General features: G+C 37.2%; 19 protein-coding genes. 3 read left to right on the forward strand and 16 right to left on the reverse strand.

The genetic code is table 11. The features are described 5' to 3' along the window. Positions 1–16 precede the first annotated feature (16 nt). The 5 genes from IGL17_RS09505 to IGL17_RS09525 form a co-directional block, all read right to left on the reverse strand. Positions 17–865: a MurR/RpiR family transcriptional regulator gene (locus IGL17_RS09505; protein WP_002391571.1), complete on the reverse strand. Its 849-nt coding sequence runs from the start codon at positions 863–865 to the stop codon at positions 17–19. Positions 866–952: 87 nt separating this feature from the next. After that, positions 953–2,407 carry a PTS transporter subunit EIIC gene (locus IGL17_RS09510; protein WP_010776007.1) on the reverse strand — a complete coding sequence of 485 codons (1,455 nt, stop codon included), beginning with the start codon at positions 2,405–2,407 and terminating at the stop codon, positions 953–955. A gap of 22 nt (positions 2,408–2,429) precedes the next feature. Then, positions 2,430–3,320 (reverse strand): N-acetylmuramic acid 6-phosphate etherase, encoded by an 891-nt coding sequence (murQ, locus tag IGL17_RS09515; protein ID WP_002381571.1) that lies wholly within the window; start codon positions 3,318–3,320, stop codon positions 2,430–2,432. Further along, a complete protein-coding gene (locus IGL17_RS09520) occupies positions 3,295–4,404 on the reverse strand; it encodes a DUF871 domain-containing protein (RefSeq protein WP_002367067.1) in 1,110 nt (369 codons plus the stop codon). The genes murQ and IGL17_RS09520 overlap by 26 nt, the downstream gene beginning before the upstream one ends. 350 nt (positions 4,405–4,754) lie before the next feature. Next, positions 4,755–5,315, reverse strand: coding sequence for a PTS sugar transporter subunit IIA (locus tag IGL17_RS09525; protein ID WP_002380597.1), 561 nt, complete (start codon positions 5,313–5,315; stop codon positions 4,755–4,757). A gap of 115 nt (positions 5,316–5,430) precedes the next feature. On the opposite strand from IGL17_RS09525, the gene IGL17_RS09530 reads away from it, so the two are divergent. Beyond that, complete coding sequence (locus IGL17_RS09530) at positions 5,431–6,261, forward strand: undecaprenyl-diphosphate phosphatase (RefSeq protein WP_002356708.1); 831 nt, start codon at positions 5,431–5,433, stop codon at positions 6,259–6,261. Positions 6,262–6,299: 38 nt separating this feature from the next. On the opposite strand, the gene IGL17_RS09535 is transcribed toward IGL17_RS09530, so the two are convergent. Genes IGL17_RS09535 through IGL17_RS09545 form a run of 3 tightly spaced genes read right to left on the reverse strand, consistent with a single transcriptional unit; the run spans position 6,300 to position 8,774 of the window. Further along, complete coding sequence (locus IGL17_RS09535; RefSeq protein WP_010713209.1) at positions 6,300–7,085, reverse strand: ChbG/HpnK family deacetylase; 786 nt, start codon at positions 7,083–7,085, stop codon at positions 6,300–6,302. Positions 7,086–7,103: 18 nt separating this feature from the next. Beyond that, the gene (locus IGL17_RS09540) at positions 7,104–7,727 is read right to left on the reverse strand and encodes a DUF47 domain-containing protein (RefSeq protein WP_002356705.1); all 624 of its coding nucleotides are present in this window, start codon (positions 7,725–7,727) and stop codon (positions 7,104–7,106) included. Between the two features lie 12 nt (positions 7,728–7,739). After that, a complete protein-coding gene (locus IGL17_RS09545) occupies positions 7,740–8,774 on the reverse strand; it encodes an inorganic phosphate transporter (RefSeq protein WP_002356704.1) in 1,035 nt (344 codons plus the stop codon). 210 nt (positions 8,775–8,984) lie between these two features. Here IGL17_RS09545 and rpsT point away from each other — a divergent pair, with 210 nt between their 5' ends. After that, entirely contained in the window at positions 8,985–9,236 is a 252-nt protein-coding gene (gene rpsT, locus IGL17_RS09550) for a 30S ribosomal protein S20 (protein ID WP_002356703.1), read from the forward strand. An 86-nt stretch (positions 9,237–9,322) separates the two neighbouring features. On the opposite strand, the gene IGL17_RS09555 is transcribed toward rpsT, so the two are convergent. Further along, entirely contained in the window at positions 9,323–9,880 is a 558-nt protein-coding gene (locus IGL17_RS09555) for an acyl-CoA thioesterase (RefSeq protein WP_002382741.1), read from the reverse strand. A 168-nt stretch (positions 9,881–10,048) separates the two neighbouring features. Between IGL17_RS09555 and IGL17_RS09560 the strand changes: the two genes are divergently transcribed. Then, a complete protein-coding gene (locus IGL17_RS09560) occupies positions 10,049–10,990 on the forward strand; it encodes a 2-dehydropantoate 2-reductase (protein ID WP_002382740.1) in 942 nt (313 codons plus the stop codon). Between the two features lie 51 nt (positions 10,991–11,041). On the opposite strand, the gene holA is transcribed toward IGL17_RS09560, so the two are convergent. From holA to rsmD, 7 genes are all read right to left on the reverse strand, one after another. Next, on the reverse strand, positions 11,042–12,070 hold the full coding sequence (holA, locus tag IGL17_RS09565; RefSeq protein ID WP_016618279.1) for a DNA polymerase III subunit delta: 1,029 nt from the start codon (positions 12,068–12,070) through the stop codon (positions 11,042–11,044). 57 nt (positions 12,071–12,127) lie between these two features. Next, positions 12,128–14,392 (reverse strand): DNA internalization-related competence protein ComEC/Rec2, encoded by a 2,265-nt coding sequence (locus IGL17_RS09570; protein ID WP_181038356.1) that lies wholly within the window; start codon positions 14,390–14,392, stop codon positions 12,128–12,130. A gap of 34 nt (positions 14,393–14,426) precedes the next feature. Then, positions 14,427–14,930: a ComE operon protein 2 gene (locus tag IGL17_RS09575; RefSeq protein ID WP_002395327.1), complete on the reverse strand. Its 504-nt coding sequence runs from the start codon at positions 14,928–14,930 to the stop codon at positions 14,427–14,429. Between the two features lie 122 nt (positions 14,931–15,052). Further along, positions 15,053–15,730 (reverse strand): helix-hairpin-helix domain-containing protein, encoded by a 678-nt coding sequence (locus IGL17_RS09580; protein WP_016618281.1) that lies wholly within the window; start codon positions 15,728–15,730, stop codon positions 15,053–15,055. A gap of 62 nt (positions 15,731–15,792) precedes the next feature. Then, a complete protein-coding gene (locus IGL17_RS09585; protein ID WP_002382735.1) occupies positions 15,793–16,863 on the reverse strand; it encodes a SepM family pheromone-processing serine protease in 1,071 nt (356 codons plus the stop codon). Beyond that, entirely contained in the window at positions 16,850–17,341 is a 492-nt protein-coding gene (gene coaD / locus IGL17_RS09590; RefSeq protein WP_002356693.1) for a pantetheine-phosphate adenylyltransferase, read from the reverse strand. The genes IGL17_RS09585 and coaD overlap by 14 nt, the downstream gene beginning before the upstream one ends. 1 nt (position 17,342) lies before the next feature. Next, on the reverse strand, positions 17,343–17,936 hold the full coding sequence (rsmD, locus tag IGL17_RS09595) for a 16S rRNA (guanine(966)-N(2))-methyltransferase RsmD (RefSeq protein WP_002414371.1): 594 nt from the start codon (positions 17,934–17,936) through the stop codon (positions 17,343–17,345). Between the last annotated feature and the right edge of the window lie 3 nt (positions 17,937–17,939).

Raw genomic sequence — 17,939 nt, forward strand, 5'->3', positions numbered from 1 at the left:
AACCTTCTCTTTTTATTTATTCTTTTAAACGTTCTACATTTTTTCTTGAGATTTGAATTTTTTCTAAGGTTTCCTTATAGTTTTTTGCTGCATAAGCAAAAAATAAAACATCGACTACATACAATTGTGCCACCAAGGAAACAGTAGCCGCACTTCTCAATGGCACGTCTTCCCCACTAGAGGTTTGGAGGACGATATCACTTTTTTCACCAATCACTGAGTTTTCATCTTGTGTGATACTAATAATAGGAATCCCTTGCTGCTTCGCTAAATCAGCTAAAGTACTTGCTTCTTTATTCGTTCCAGAATTAGAAATAACAATAAAAACACTAGGCTTTTCTGTTGAGCCTAACATAGAAGCAAATAAATGATGATCCAATGTTGTAAATACCGTTCGGCCTAATCGCGTAAACTTTTGATAAATATCTTGAGCAACCAACGAAGAGGCACCTAATCCATAGACAAAAATTACTTCTGTTTTTTCCAACAAATCAACGGCTTCATTCACTGCGACATCCTCTAATGTCTGACCGCTTCGCTCAACCACATGAACAAAGCGCGCTTGTAACTTTTGTTTAATATCAGCTGTTGATTCCCCTTTAGTAACTTCAGTGTACATTTGCTGCTTCATTTGACCAAGATTTGCAGATAATAAAAGTTTCAACTCTGTGAAGCCATTCACATCCATAGAATGACAAAAGCGAATAATTGCCGCTGGACTTGATCCTGCTTGTTTCGCTAGCTCTTGCGCATTCATTGAAATAACTGTTTCTGTATTTTTTAAAATATATTCTGCGATTTTTCGTTCTGATTTTGGTAATTGTTGTAGACGATCTTGGATAGATAAGACAATATTTTGTTGCATAAACACCCCTCCTGATACACCATTTCCTACGCAATTAAATTTTAACAAAGAAAAAGGGAGAAGCCAAGTTCTCCTTTTTTCTATTTATTATTTAGTTGTTTGCATATCTTTAGGAATCCCAAAGAATAACGTTGCTACAAAACCACCTGCGTAAGCAGCCAATAAACCTAATACATATGCAAGCCATTGGTTGTTGGCAATTAATGGAATTAAAGCCACCCCACTTGGTCCAATAGCAATCGCACCAACATTACCGAAGGCACCAATTACTGCACCACCAATACCACCGCCGATACAAGCAGTAATGAATGGACGTCCTAATGGTAAAGTAACTCCGTAGATTAATGGTTCACCAATACCTAAAATCCCAACTGGCAAGGCACCTTTAATCATTTCAACTAATTTTTTATCTGATTTACAACGAATCCATAATGCTAAAGCTGCACCGACTTGTCCCGCACCAGCCATGGCCAGAATTGGTAATAACAAAGTCATCCCTGTTTGATTAATCATTTCAATGTGGATTGGCGTCAAAATTTGATGTAAACCAAACATTACCATTGGCAAGAAGGTTAAACCAAGAGTAAAGCCAGCAACCATGCCACCTTTTTCTAAGACAACATTGATAATACCAACTAAGCCATTAGAAATAGCTCCGGCTACAGGCATGATTAAGAAAATAGTTGCTAAGCCAATCACTAAAAGTGAAATGGTTGGCGTTACGATAATATCAATTGATTCTGGGACAATTTTATGCAATTGTTTTTCTAACAATGATAATAACCATACGGCAAAAATAACACCGATAATTCCGCCTTGTCCTGCAGATAATGTTCCCCCAGTGAAAATATTACTGATTGGAGCATCCGGATTCATTCCTGTCAACATTGTGACTGCCCCAATAACACCACCCAACGCTGGCGTTGCACCAAAAACGCTGGCGCTGTTAATCCCAGTGTAAAGAGCTAAATAAGCAAAAATCCCATTTTTAATGATATTTAAGACATCGATATATTGTTGCCATGAAGCTGAAATATCACCAGCAACAACTAAGTTAGACATAACAGCTGCAATCCCGCCAATAATACCAGCCCCAACAAAGGCAGGAATCATCGGAACAAAGATACTAGAAATAGCTTTTAATACTTTTTTAAATGGTGAAGTGTTATTTTGTTTCGCTTTTTGTTGTGCTTTCATTTGAGCGGCTTTTTCTTCTACTAAATCTTTTCCAGATTTGCCTGCTGAAGCATCAGTTGAGGTGTCATGATTAAATGGTTCTCCCAATTTGACACCTGCTTGATCTACCATTTCTTGTGCAACCTTGTTAACAGTCCCTGGACCAACAACTACTTGTAACGTATCATCTTCTACGACGCCCATAACGCCATCAATTTTTTTCAATCCTTCAATATCCACTTTGTCATAATCGCGGATATCCATACGAACACGAGTCATACAATGAATGACTTTGTCCACGTTTTCTTGACCACCAACTTCTTTATAAATCCCATCAGCAATGCGTTTAATTCTTTCTTCTGCCATGTTAAAACACCCTCCTAATTCCTTAATTTAATGTATTCTTGATAAATTGATTCCCGTCAATTAATTTTTGTGTTGCTTCTTCTTTAGTACTATCAGTTAAAATCATTACAATTGCTAACTTCACATTTTCTTCTGCCTCTACAAATTTTAGTTCGGCAACTTCATAACTACAACCCGTTGCTTCCATAATAATCCGTTTGGAACGCTCCACTAATTTTTCATTGGTTGGTTTTACATCAACCATTAAGTTATTGTAGACTTTCCCAATACCAATCATGGAAATAGTTGATAACATATTTAAAATTAATTTTTGAGCTGTCCCAGATTTCAAGCGAGTCGAACCTGTTAAAAATTCAGGTCCTGCATCTACTTCAATCGGCATTTGCGCATATTTACTAATTTCGGCATTTTTATTACATGCCACAGTTGCGGTAGCTGCTCCCACCGTTGTAGCATATTCTAAACCGCCAATTACATAAGGCGTCCGACCACTGGCTGCAATCCCAACAACAATGTCATTTGCTGATAATTTTAGATCAACTAAATCTTGACGACCTAGTTCTTTTGAATCTTCGGCACCCTCTACTGCGACAGTCATTGCTTTTTGACCACCAGCGATGAGGCCTTGAACCATCTCTGGCTCGACGCCAAAAGTTGGTACGCATTCGGCTGCATCTAAGACACCTAACCGACCACTCGTACCAGCGCCCATGTAGATCAAGCGGCCGCCTTGATTGAAACTTTTGATGATGGCTTCTACCACTGGTTCAATGGCTGCTAATTCTTGACCCACTGCTATTGCAACTTTTTGGTCTTCTTGATTCATTTTTTGTAAAGCTTCTTTGACACTCATCTCATCTAAGCCCATTGTATTTTCATTTCTACGTTCAGTTGTTAAGTTTTCTAAATTCATTTTCTATCGTTCCTTCCGTGACTAGCGTAAATTGATTGCCTGCCTTGATTAACGGCAATATCGTTTGATCTTTTTCAATAATTCGTGTAATCGTATTGACTTTTTCATCTTTCGGCAAGTCCACAAGTGTGACTTGAATTTCTCCCATATAGCGACCATATTTTTCATTATCAATCGTTACGGTTCCCACTGGACGTGCTTCAGTCTGCTCTGACTCAATCGTTGCAATTTCATCTTTTCTGAACATTTCACTCGTTCTTGATAATTCACTTCGCAAAACATCTCTTGCAGCATCTAAACGATTGGTATGAGTCCCAAGTATTCGCTTCAAATAGCGGCTCTTGCTAGGTGCTACTTCTAACAGAAATTGATTGGTTTGGTGATAATAACCAAATTGAGCCATGGTTCGCTCACTAATTGTAGGATCACCAATATAAACAGCATCGACATAAGGATCAGCCATCAAACCAACGGCAGCGGCGAAAGGATTTTGCCCACGATGTTTTTCTAATGTTGGTAAACCAGCAAAAATTGGGCCTCTTGTTTGCCCATCTCCTGGCACAAAAGTAAAAACTTGTAAGCCTAATTCTTTAAGCCAGCGGTTCTTTTCATTAAAAAATGTTGTTCCAATGCCGGTTTCAGGTCTTGGATAATAATTATGCCAAGCTTCTAAGCGAGAAAAGTCCGCTTGGTGAGCCTTTAACTCAGCCACTTCTTCCAGTGTAATGGTACTAGCATTCAATCCTATATCAATCTTATGTGAAGCATGAGCCATTTGTTCTATCGTAATGCCGTAGTCCATCCGGAGGCCAGTTACGCCCAACTCGATTAAAGGCTCTAATTCATCGAAAGAAAAACCCGCTCTTTTTAACGCTTCACCTGAAATATCTACCATAATTTTCATTTTTTCTGCCTTAGCAATTGCCCCTAAATCAGTCAAGCGTTGGCGGTAAAGGGAAGTATCATCTTCTGGAATGTGTAAAGAAGTGAAAATACCATCAAATCCAAGCGCTTTCATCTTTTTGATATAAATAATTGTATCGTTTGTAATCTCTTCACCAAGAAAAACTGAAATACCATACATCTTTTTAGCTCCTCTCTAATACGCTTTCATTATAACTTGTTTGAAATAAAATTTCAACTATTTTTCTAAATATTTTTCAATTCCAAAATAAAATTTTATTTCTGTTCAAAAAAAAACGAGCGTGGAACAAAAATCACTTTGGATTTTTGCTCCACGCTCAAAAACTGATAAACGGCGGGAACAGAACCAACTCCTTCGGAAATAAGCCGAAATTGTTGAGAATCACGAAGAACGTAGTGATTCGATGATGAACAATACCTACTTGGTCTCCAAAAATCAAAGATCAATTTTCGGAAATTTCTTCTTATTTCTCGGAGCTAAACGGTTCTGTCCCGACCTCGTCTAATGCATTAATTGGCTGTGGCAGAGCCAACTGGTGTACCAGCTGTAACCACGCCAGTTTTCTCTAACGAAAATTGTGCTACTTTATCCATGTTGGTAATAATGACAACCATTTCAGTTCCTTTACCAGCTGCTTTAATTGCTTCTAAATCAGCAATTGCGACCACCGTATCTGCAGTCACTTGGTCGCCTTCTTTCACTTTAATAGTGAACGGTGCCCCGTTTAACTCTACCGTATCGATACCCATGTGTAATAAAATTTCAAGACCGTTTGTCATTTTTAAACCAATGGCATGTTTTGTTTGGAAAACGCTTAAAACTTCTCCTTCAATAGGTGCATAAATTTCACCATTTTCTGGAACTACTGCGTAGCCATCTCCCATCATTTTTTGTGAAAAAACAGGATCATTCACTTCACTAATTGGGATAACGGTTCCATTGGCAACGGCATACATTGTATTATTTTCGACAACTTCATTCTTTTTCTTCAAAAATCCAAACATTTCTCTTCCCCCATTTTTTAAAGTATCACTAGTATAGAAAAAAGTTTCATGAATTACAAGTGGCACCTTTGTATAATTCTAAAATTTATTTTAAAATAAGAATTTGCATTGGCATTTACTTTGTCAGCGGGTATACTTATACTTGATGTATTTTGCATTTATTTCAGAAAGGAATGGTGACATGCTTTTTGCTAACCTATGGAAAGCAATTATTCTTGGTATTATCGAAGGAATTACCGAGTGGCTTCCAATTAGTAGTACCGGACATTTAATTTTAGTGGATGAGTTTATTAAACTCGATCTAAGTAAAGATTTTATGGAAATGTTCAACGTCGTTATCCAATTGGGAGCGATTATGGCGGTTGTTATTTTATACTTCCACAAATTGAATCCTTTCTCACCAAAGAAAAATGGCGAAGAGAAAAAAGATACTTGGATTCTTTGGTCTAAAGTCTTAGTCGCTTGTTTACCAGCGGCAGTTATTGGTCTAAAATTTGATGATTATTTAGATGCACATTTTTATAACTTTTTAACAGTATCGATTATGTTAATTGTTTATGGGATTGCTTTTATTATCATTGAAAAACGAAATAAAAATGTTGCACCGAAGTGTACTAATCTAAAAGACTTCACTTATAAAGCCGCTTTAATCGTTGGTGCTTTCCAAGTACTGGCATTAATTCCAGGAACTTCACGTTCAGGAGCGACCATTTTAGGGGCAATCTTAATTGGGGCCTCACGTTTCGTTGCAACAGAGTTTTCATTTTTCTTAGGAATTCCAGTAATGTTTGGAGCAAGTTTTTTAAAAATCTTTAAATTCTTGGCCAAAGGAAATACGTTTGGATCAGAAGAAATCATTATTTTATTAACTGGCTCTATTGTTGCCTTCGTTGTTTCCATCATTGCGATTAAATTCTTATTGAATTACTTGAAGAAAAACGATTTTACAGTTTTCGGTTGGTATCGCGTAATTTTAGGTGCGATTTTAATTGGCTACTGGTTATTCTCATAAAAATAAAACCGTTGCTTTCAACAGTGAAAGCAACGGTTTTATTTTTTTAAATCGCCAAACGTTATTCGCTCAATCCCCTGTTCTTCAAACCACTGACGAACACAAGGATCACAAATCGTTGCTAATTCTTTACAGCGTAAAGTGGTATAAGAAGAATTGTCTAACACAAATTGATCCAAATACCCAACATCAAAATGCATCTCAGCAATTGCCGATTCCGGCATCCGTAATAAACCAAAGTCATCTTTTAAAAAATTCTCCACTGATACGCCTTCGTGAATATAAGATAACGCCCCAGACTCTAACAAATGTGTCACCTGGAAATAACCTTGTTGCGGTGGATATTCTTTTTCCCCACTATATTTCAGGGTTGTATGAAGTCCGTACTCTTCTGCTAATTCTAAAAATACTTGATCAACCACTTCATCACCAATCGAATGGCAATCAAAATGTTCAGGATAATGTCCAGTTAGTTCCTTAAAGCGCGTCAATTGCGCAATCGTTTCAAGTCGTACTTCTTCATATACGAAGGTTACTTGTTTTTGTTGACGATAATAAGAAGAGCGATGAAAATTGCCTTGTTCATCTACCAGTGAAGGAATCATACATGGGTCCGCACAAGGTTTCCCTAATAAAAAATTCGTATGCTGACCTACAAATAAGCCTGGATAATTTTTTGCTAACGCAACGGCGTGTTCTGCTGTTGGTAAATTGGGCATCAAAAGTGTCGACGTCGTTAAACCATCGACATAACTTTTGATAATGCCATGATTAATCGCTTCTGACATCCCAAAATCATCAGCATCAATAATTACTTTAACCAACAGCTCCCCCTCTTTTCTTTACGTATTTTTGATGACAATTCCGACAATAATATTAACAGCTGATTCACAATCATTAATCGTGCGCTCAAGCTGATCATAAACATCTTTCCACTTGATAACTTTTAATAAATCTTTTTCGTTAGTCATCAAATCTTTCATGGCGCTACTGTATAATTTATCGCCTTGAGATTCAATCGTATTCACTTCATCAATCAATGAAACTAACGTTTTGGAATTCTTAAATTTTGCAAATTCCTTCGTTGCTGATTTAACGCCTTCTGTCGCTTTAACAATATAAGCAGTTAATTCTAGCGCAGGCGCAATCATTTCTTCGACAACTAAATGATCAAGTAAATAAGACAAACTATTAATGCTATCGATAATGTTATCTAAGTGATCCGTAATATCGACAATATCTTCTCGATCAATCGGCGTAATAAAGGAAATATAGAGTTCATTTAAAATTTTGCGAACAATTTCATCATTCTCTTTTTCCAATTGATGAATCGCTTCTGATTTTTTTACTAAGTTTTCTAATGAATAATTGTCTACAATTTCTTGCAAAACCTTTGCCGCTTCATAAGCATTTGTTGCTAACTGGTTTAATTCTCCAAAATAATCAAATTGTTTTTTACGTGCCATGTTTTTCTCTCCTTAAAAAATTGCAATAAATAATTTTGACATCACATAAGCGATCAGCCCACATCCTGGGAAAGTTAAAATCCATGCTATCAGCATTTCTTTCACGATACGCCAGTCAACACTTGAGATTCGCTTAGAAGCACCTACTCCCATAATCGCTGTTGTTTTTGTATGAGTAGTTGAAACTGGAATCCCAAAAGCCGATGCTAAAAATAAACAAATAGCCGTGCTTAAATCTGCAGTGAAGCCTTGATAGCGTTCAAGTTTTACCATATCCATCCCGACTGATTTAATGATTCTCATGCCGCCCACAGAAGTTCCAATGCCCATTGTAATGGAACACAGAACCATAACCCATAACGGAATCACAAAACCGCCACCTGTTTTTTCGACTAAATTATTATAAAAAAGCACTAACATGAACACGCCCATAAATTTTTGCCCATCTTGCGCACCATGTAAAAAAGCATTAGCTCCTGCACCAAAGGCTTGTCCAACTGTAAAAAATTTGTTGGCTTTTCTTCTAGGCACAGCCGAGAAAGCTTTCACAACAAGTTTGGCAATCAAATAACCGCCGCCAAAGCCCATAACGGTAGAAACAACTAGACCAACAAGCACTTTGATCCATTCCGAGCCATTGACTGCACCCAAACCACCTAATGCCATTGCCGAACCAGTCAAGCCGGCAATTAACGCATGGCTTTCACTTGTGGGAATACCAAAATACCACGCAGCAACTGCCCAAACCACAATTGAAAAAAGCGAAGCAGCCAAAGCCACCTGTGAAGCGTTTCCATTTGCGTCAAAACTAACAATGTTGCTAATCGTTTCAGCTACTTGGGCATTAAAAAAGGTCATGACTAATGCACCTAAAAAGTTCATCACAACAGCCATCCAAATTGCGACATTCGGTTTTAACACCCGAGTCGAGACAGCGGTTGCAATTGCGTTCGGCGCATCCGTCCAACCGTTAACAAAAATTACACCCATTACCAAAGTAATCGTTACCAATAATGCAATACTCACAAAGACACCACCATTTTTCATTTATCTATTTTATCATAGCATGTTTTAAAAAAAATGTATGCTTTTTTCTTAAGGCTCTGGCAAATTTTCTTATTTTTTTCTTGAAATTGTCTGTTAAGGAAAAAAACTTGTCGTCTTTTATTGCAATGGAACAATGGATTAGGTATAATGATTACTGTTGAATTACATTGGCTGACCAGTGTAAAACCTAAATCATCGGAGGTGAAACAAATGCCAAATATCGAATCTGCAATCAAACGCGTACGTACAAGTGCTAACGCGAATGCGAAAAATTCATCTCAAACAAACGCAATGCGTACAGCAATCAAGAAATTTGAAGAAGCTGTAGCTGCTGGAGCTGATAACGTCGATGCTTTATACAACGAAGCTGTTAAAGCTGTTGATATGGCTGCAACTAAAGGTTTAATCCATAAAAACAAAGCTAACCGCGATAAAATTCGTTTAAGCAAATTAGCTAAATAATGTGAGATAGAAGTTAGCATTCATGTTAGCTTCTTTTTTCATCAAAAAATGTCCAAGTCTGTTTTCACAAAGACTCGGACATTTTTTTATAAAGGTGAATCAATCCACGGTAAATCTGTTGTGAGATGTTGACTAAATAATTTAGTCTCTTCTCGCAAAGCTAAACGTTGTTGTCTTCTCGTTTCATAATTGGAACAAATCAACTTTTCTTCTGCAGTTTCTGGGACGACTGCCGCTAATTGGAAGTCACTTTCGGGATTCATATGAGACGGAATGGCTACAAAAGTTGTAAAACAAGTCGCCGCTAAATAACGCTCTCCAGTTGTTAAATCTTCTCCTACAACTTTAACAAATACTTCCATCGATTTATGATGCACACCAGAAACAAACGTTTCAACACACACTGAGTGATTTTCTTTTAAAGGTTTTAAAAAATTCAAGTTATCTAAAGATGCTGTAACTGCCCCTCTCCGACAATGTCGTGAAACGGAAATGGATGCGGCGTCATCAATTAAAGACATTAATTTCCCACCAAATAGTGCACCAAAGGGATTTAAATCAAAGGGAAATACACGATGTGTTTGAATCACTCGTGATTCTCGACAAAATTTTTCTTTCGTCATTAACGATTCCTCTACTTTCATTTATAAACTTTTCCACGCTTTACTTTAGCTTACTTTACCATTTGATGCAATCCTTACTTTTTAGGAAACATTTAAAAAATAACAAATTTGCAAGTCCCATTTATTCATTTTTAGGAAAGTTGCTGTATAATAATAACGGTTAAAGAACTTTTAAGGAGATGGATACACATGAAAATTGCAATTGCTGGTGCCGGCGCTATGGGCAGCCGTTTAGGAATTATGTTGCATCAAGGCGGAAATGATGTAACTTTAATCGATCAATGGCCCGCGCACATTGAAGCCATTCGTGAACATGGTTTAATCGCTGATTTTAATGGAGAAGAAGTTGTCGCAAAACTACCAATCTTCTCACCAGAAGAAATTGACCATCAAAATGAACAAGTAGATTTAATTATTGCTTTAACCAAAGCACAACAATTAGATGCAATGTTTAAAGCGATTCAACCAATGATTACTGAAAAAACGTATGTACTATGTTTATTAAATGGCTTAGGTCATGAAGATGTACTAGAAAAATATGTACCAAAAGAAAACATCTTGGTTGGCATTACCATGTGGACAGCTGGTTTAGAAGGACCGGGACGTGTTAAACTTTTAGGTGATGGCGAAATTGAATTAGAAAATATTGATCCTTCTGGTAAAGAATTTGCTTTAGAAGTCGTTGATGTCTTCCAACAAGCTGGTTTAAATCCAAGCTATAGTAGCAATGTTCGCTACTCTATTTGGCGGAAAGCCTGTGTCAATGGCACGCTAAATGGTTTGTGTACAATCCTTGATTGTAATATTGCCGAATTTGGTGCATTACCTGTTAGTGAATCCCTTGTTAAAACATTAATCAGTGAATTTGCAGCAGTCGCAGAAAAAGAAGCCATTCATTTAGATCAAGCAGAAGTCTATACACATATTGCTCAAACTTATGATCCAAACGGTATTGGCTTGCACTATCCGTCTATGTATCAAGATTTAATTAAAAATCATCGTCTCACAGAAATTGATTACATTAATGGTGCCGTTTGGCGCAAAGGACAAAAATACAACGTAGCAACACCTTTCTGTGCCATGTTGACACAGCTTGTTCACGGAAAAGAAGAACTATTAGGAGCTAAATAATAAGAAAGTGCCAGAGACAATCGTCATACAACGATTGCCTCTGGCACTTTCTTAGTTTGCTTTCGCAGTCAATTTTAAAATAAATAATTGGAACAGCAATTCTTTATCCATTTGTCCTGTTTTCATGCGGTAATCATTTTCAACTAATTCATCATAAAGTCTTTCTAATCGAGACAATTCAAATCGTCGGACTTGTTGTAACGCTAACTTGACTCGATAAGGATGAACCTTTAATGTATCAGCAATATTCGCTTGTTGATAGCCCATCTTAGCCAAAATTTTTGTTTGTAGAAAAAGGCGAATCTGATTCAATAAGATTGCATTTAACTTAATGGTTTCTTCTCCTTGTAAAAGTAAATCTTCATACAATTGAACAGCTTTTTCACTGTTTCCAGAAAGTACTTCGTTGGTTAAGTCAAAAACATTATGTTCCAAAGACTTAGGGACTAATTCTTGAACCGCACCTCGTGTAATTATCTTCGTTTCAAGGGCATATAAATACAGCTTCTGTAATTCTCCCATAATTTTTGATAAGTTCAAGTCTGTCAATTGAAGTAATAAATCAAAAGCATCGGAGCGAATAGTGTACCCTTCACTCTCAATCGTTTGAGAAATGTACTGACGAATAGCCTTTTCATCCATTGGATTGACGTCAACCACTGTGGCATTTTTTTTCAATGCTTTGGTAACTTTTTTGCGTTCATCTAATTTTTCATATGAGGCCATAAAAACAAGAACAGTTGTTGGTGATGGACTTTCCAAATAATTCAATAAAAGATTGACATCATGTTCCACACCGTTTGTTTTTCTTTCGGCAGTTAAAAAGTAAGGATTTTCCACAAAGACAAGGCGGTAATCACCAAAAAACGGAATTGTTTCCGCTTCAGCAATCGCTGCACTTAAAGGTGTTTCCTCCATATCAAATGAGAAAAAGTTAAATTGATCATCCTCTTCCGTCAACAATTCTTTCATCAATGTTGTTTTAAATAATTCAGTTAAATAAAGTTCTGTTCCTATTAATAAATAAACTGGAGCGATTTTTTGCTCTCGCACTTCTTTCAAAGCTTTTTGTAACTCCATTGGCTCGCTCCTTTTCTCGTTTCTCTTGTTTATCCTATCATGTTACTTCTGGAAATACTAGTCTTGTTCTTTAACAAATTTGGCTTTAGAAAGCCCTTGCCAGGGTAACCATTGATAATAAATCATTCCTTGAAGATCGGTCCGATAATAATTTATTTTTTGCTCCTCCAGCGTCGCTAATGTCTCCTGATGAGGATGTTTAAAACGATTATTCAGTCCAGCTGAAATCAATGCTTCTCGCGGATTAAGCTGTTTGATAAATCTTTTAGTAGACGACGTTTTACTACCATGATGACCGACTTTCAAGATGTCGATTTTCAACTGGGGATAGCGAGCCAACACTTGTTCTTCTCCTTCGGCTTCCAAGTCACCAGTAAATAAAAAATGCCGTCCGCCTAATTGTGTGGAAAACACTATCGAGTCATTATTGCCCCCAATACTGCTCTTATTGGGCGATAAAATTTGAAGAGAAATGGGCCCATTAATTCGCTTGGGCGCTAAAATTGGCCGACAGTCTGTTCCGCTTTTTTGGAGTTGTTTCAAGACTTGGCGAAACGAAAAATTGGCTTCAGCTGCTCCTTTAGGGAAATAAAGAACAGAAATTGGAACCTTCTGCGCAATGGCTAATAAATCGCCAAAATGGTCTTCATGTGCGTGTGTGATGATCACTTCATCTAAACGTTTGACTCCTTGACTTTTGAGAAAAGGAATCACTGAATATTCCGCTCCTGATCGACTATTTTTCCGTTGCCGCCAAGCTTCTTTGTCAAAAGACAACCGACCACCTGTATCGATCAGTGTATTTTTTCTGTGAAAAGGCGCTTGGATAAACAAACTATCCCCTTGGCCTACATCGATCATTGCAACAATGCCAATTGGCGAAAGGTATTTACTATTTATCAAAACAATTAGTAGTCCGATTGAGAAAAAAATTTTTTTAGACTTGTCTGCTAAATAAATCATTGAAAGTCCGATTAGTAATAACAAACTAATTTGTATCCAAGAATTTAAATAGCCGATGGTCAGCTTCGGATTTAAGTGAACTAGCACCCACTCAAATAAGCCATTCATTGTTAAAAATAGTGGTTCGAGCAAGGCTGCTAAATAACGTGCTGGCATAATAATCACTAGAAAAAAGCTCAACGTCAAAAGCGGTAACAAGAACCGTTCAAAAATTGGTAACAAGAGAAATGTTAAGAAACTTCCTAACAAGGGCCATTCATAAAATGATTGGACTAAAATAGGTAAGGAAGCCACAGCCAATAGGAAAGAGCCTACACAATTTTTAATGAAAGGCGAAGAATAACCGAACAATGTTTGCTCTAAAAACAGCAGAACAAAGGAAAGTAAGTAACTAAATTGTCCACCGACTGATAAAAAGAGGGTTGGCTGAACAATCAAGTGCACTAAGAGAGTTAAACTCCAACAATCGAGGGCCGGAACCTGCCAATTAAACCGTCGATTGAACGTATTGAGGTTTGTTTGTAAAAGCGCCCGCATGACACTGACTGAGAATCCTGTTAAACCAGCATATATCAGTGAAAAAGCGCATTGCCACAAAAAATAACTTTCTTGCGTTCGGCGAGCAATTCTTAGCATTAGCAAGCGAAATAAACGAAGGAAAAAAGAAACATGCATCCCTGACAAACTAAAAAGATGCAAAATGCCTAATGCTGAAAATTTATCGCTTATTTCAGCAAATTCTTCATTACGAAAACCTAAGAGCAACGCATTCATATACATTGCACTAGTCTCAGCAAAATTTTTCTGAATATGTACCATCGCCCACTTCCGCCAGCCGCTAATGATTTCTTTAAACCGCCAAGAAAAAAAGGAACGCTGTTGTCCTATCTCCTCAATGAATAAAATAGCTTCGATTCCTTGATTCTTTAAAAATAGTTGATAATTGAAGCCATTTTTGTTGGTTTGACCTTGGGGCGAGTCTAAAATACCTACAGCGGTTGCCTGAATGGTTGTGGTTAGTTGTTGCCATTGCTGTTTTTCTTTCACACTTTTTAATTGATAAAATACCATCACTTTCTGCCTTTTGCCTTTTACGATCCAATTGGCAGGAAATTTTACTTGATCACCATCGACTTGTATTTCATCTGGCAATATCGTTAGCTGTCCTGACAAGCGGACTTCTTTAGGCAACAAAGAGACTGGCTTTAACCACTGGAAAATCAATATGCCCCCTACTATTAAAAAACTGCACAAAAAACCTCCCAATATAACAGGAAAACTTTTTGTACAGACAATACGGATAACAGTGATAGAAAGAAGAAGAGCTCCTAATAGACTAGGTGCGAAAAAACACCACAGCCCACAACTAGTCAGCAGAGCTATGAAGAACCAATTATTCCTCAGCTGAGGAAGGATTGTCCTCAAGTGTGGCAAATTCTTCTCCCCATTGTAATTCGGCAAAATATTTTGGTACTAAAGTCACTTTTTCAACCGTGGCACCTACTTGTTCAATTAAATTTAGGGCATACTCATCATTACGGTAATCCTTTAAATAATAAATCTTTTTAATCCCTGCTTGTAAAATCATCTTTGTACATTGCAGGCACGGGAAATGTGTCACATAAATTTCTGCCCCTTCTGTAGGGACGCCAAACTTCGCACATTGTAAAATTGCATTCATTTCTGCGTGGATTGTTCGAACGCAATGATTATCAACAACATAGCATCCTTCATCAATACAATGCGTTCCGCCACTGACTGAACCATTGTAACCTCCTGCAATAATTCGTTTGTCGCGAACAATGGTTGCTCCGACAGTTAACCGTGTGCAAGTACTTCTTAATGATAATAAGACGCTTTGTCCCATAAAATATTGGTCCCATGGAATTCGTTCCATAATAAACCTCCTTTATTTTTAATGACTCCTGTGTTCGATTTGCCAAATCATTTAATCTTATTACAAATAGTATGTTATCCGCATCCCATAGTCAAGAATTCTCAGGAATTTTCTGTTAAAAGTTAGCCAGTCACTGTCAACATGTCTTTTAAACGATCTACTGTTTTCTCTCCAATACCGGGAACATTTTTCAGTTCCTCGACGGTTTTAAACGGTCCTTGTTCGTTACGAAATCGAATAATCTCTTGTGCTTTTTTCGCACCGATTCCTGAAATCGTTTGTAGCTCTGCTTCTGTTGCCGTATTAAGGTTGATCTTTTCCTCCTGATTTTGCTGAGCAGATGCTGATTCCTGCAGCGTTTCTAATGACTGTGCCACTGGTTCTCCTTTTTTGGGCACGTAAATAATCATTTGATCTTTTACTTTTTGAGCGTAATTGACCTGGGCAGTATCAGCTTCCTCGCTCACGCCTCCAGCTAAAGCTAAAGCATCCCAAATCCGCTGCTGATTTTTTAGTTGGTAGATTCCTGGTACTTTCACTGCGCCTTTAATATCAACATAGATCATTGTTTCTGCCCTTTCTTTTGTGGCATCTGTGGTGGCCTCTGCCGTAGTGGTCAGACTTGTCTCCTCCCACATTGTGGTGTCTACTCGTGGCTCCTTATTAACCATCAAATAAATGCCCACTAATAGAGTTATCAAAATAACTATAGACGCGCCACTACCTAGCAATAGCCACTTTTTGGGTAACTGTTTCAACCAATCCATCGTTTGTCCTCCCTTCAAAATATAATTACGCATTTTTTAACAAAAAAATGCGCCTGGACCAAAAATCACTAGTAATTTTTGGCCCAGGCACACTTTTATTTTAATTTTTCTAGATAGTTCAAGGCATCTTGAACCGTTTTTACTGGGACAATTTTCATTTTTGTCCCAATTTTTTTCGCAGCTTCTTGTGCTTCTTGATAATTCGATTTGATTTTCGGTTCAACTTTTTTCATTTCTGAAGTTATTTCATCATCGGGTGCAAAGAAAATTTCTGCACCGTTCTCACTGGCTGTTACAACTTTTTTGTCAATACCACCGATTCTACCAACGATTCCTTGACTGTTCATCGTACCTGTTCCAGCAATTTCATGACCTTTACGTAAATCTTTATGACTTAATTGTTCATAGGTCTGCAAAGTAAACATTAACCCAGCCGATGGCCCACCAATATCACCCGCTTCAATAGATACTGGGATAGAAGAATCAATTTCTGTATGATCGGTCAAACCAATACCAATCCCCGCTTTTTTATCTGTTGGCAATTCAATTAATTTGCCGGTCGCTTCTTTTGCTTTGCCATCTTGAATAAATTGAACAGTGACTTTTTGATTCACTTTTTGTGCTTTAATGTAATTCATTAATTCTTCACTGCTTTTAAAAGATTTACCATCCACGCCTGTCACGGTATCGCCAACTTCAATTTTTCCTTTAAAACTTGAGTTGTCTTCCATCGCTAACACATAGACGCCTTTAAATTTCATCTCATATGGAACCTTCGCTAATTTTAAGGCTTGCTCAATTGCGGCGTTTTTTGAGGAATCCATATAGTATTGTTGAATTCGATTATATTCGCTATTACTACTATCTCCCATTAATTCTTTTTTGGACATGACTTCTTGAAAATCCGAAAAGTTTGCTTTTATGGCAGAAAAAATAGTGGCCGAACGAATGCCCACCGTTGTTAAATAAAAAGCACCTGACTGCGTATCTTTTTTTCCATCAACAGTTACAAACTCTTTTAAATTTTCTGTCGTTCCTGGTCCTTCAATATAATAAGGAATTGGGACGATAAACAAACCAATTAGCAGCAATGCCAATACCATTGGAATGAGTGATTTAAACGAAAATTTTTCTGTTTTTTTATTCATTATTTTAGCTCCAGTCATTCTTCTTTTGTTTTAACGCATGATAAATATTGGGAGGAAGATAGTCAGACACATCGCCTCCAAAACGTAAAACTTCTTTTAGTAAACTGGAGCTTACATGTGCATATGGTTCTTCTGCTAATAGAAAAACCGTTTCAATTTCTGGCGCCAGATGTTGATTCATTTTAGCAATGTCTTTCTCGTACTCGTAGTCTTTGACGTTTCTAATGCCACGAATCAAAAAATTAGCCCCTAATGATTTTGCACTTTCCACAGTTAACTGGGTTTCTTGCATGATAACACGCACATTTGGCATTTCTTTAGTTGCTTCTTCAATTAAATATTTTTTCTCTTCTGGCGTAAATAATGTTTGCTTACTTGTATTTATAAAAACGCCAATAATGACTTCGTCAAATAACTTCGCACTGCGTTCAATCAAATTTAAATGACCATTTGTCATCGGATCAAAACTTCCGGGAAATAGAGCAATTTTACGCATCTTACGCCTCCTGACGATAAATCGTTACTTGAGTGATTCCGTAAACGGTTTCTCTTGTTTTTTCTAGTGTACCAATCGTTTCCGGTAATTTGACAGTTTTATCTGTTTCACAAACGATAACGGCTTCGTTTGTTAATAACTGCCGTTCTAACATCTTTTCTAATTGTGAAACAATTTCTTGTTTGGCATAGGGCGGATCCAATAAGACCAAATCAAACTGTAGCTTCTCTTCATAAAACTGTTCTAAGGCACGATTAGCATCCATTTTTCTAACTTCAAATTTTTCTGGTTCTTTTGTAATCGCAATATTTTCTTTAATTACTTTTAGTGCAGCAAAATTCTTTTCAATACAAATACTTTTGTCCATTCCACGAGAAACGGCTTCAATCGCTAACCCGCCACTTCCTGAATATAAATCCAGCGCCATTCCACCATCGAAATATGGACCAATCATATTAAAAATAGATTCTTTTACTTTATCTGTTGTGGGCCTAGTATTGTCGCCATCTAACGCTTTCAAGCGCCGGCCACCATATTCTCCAGAAATAACACGCATTGTTTCGACTCCTTTATCAATCATTCTTTTATAATTCATTAT

Origin of the sequence: Enterococcus sp. AZ088 (assembly GCF_051714845.1) — a bacterium.
GTDB classification, from domain to species: Bacteria; Bacillota; Bacilli; order Lactobacillales; family Enterococcaceae; genus Enterococcus; species Enterococcus faecalis.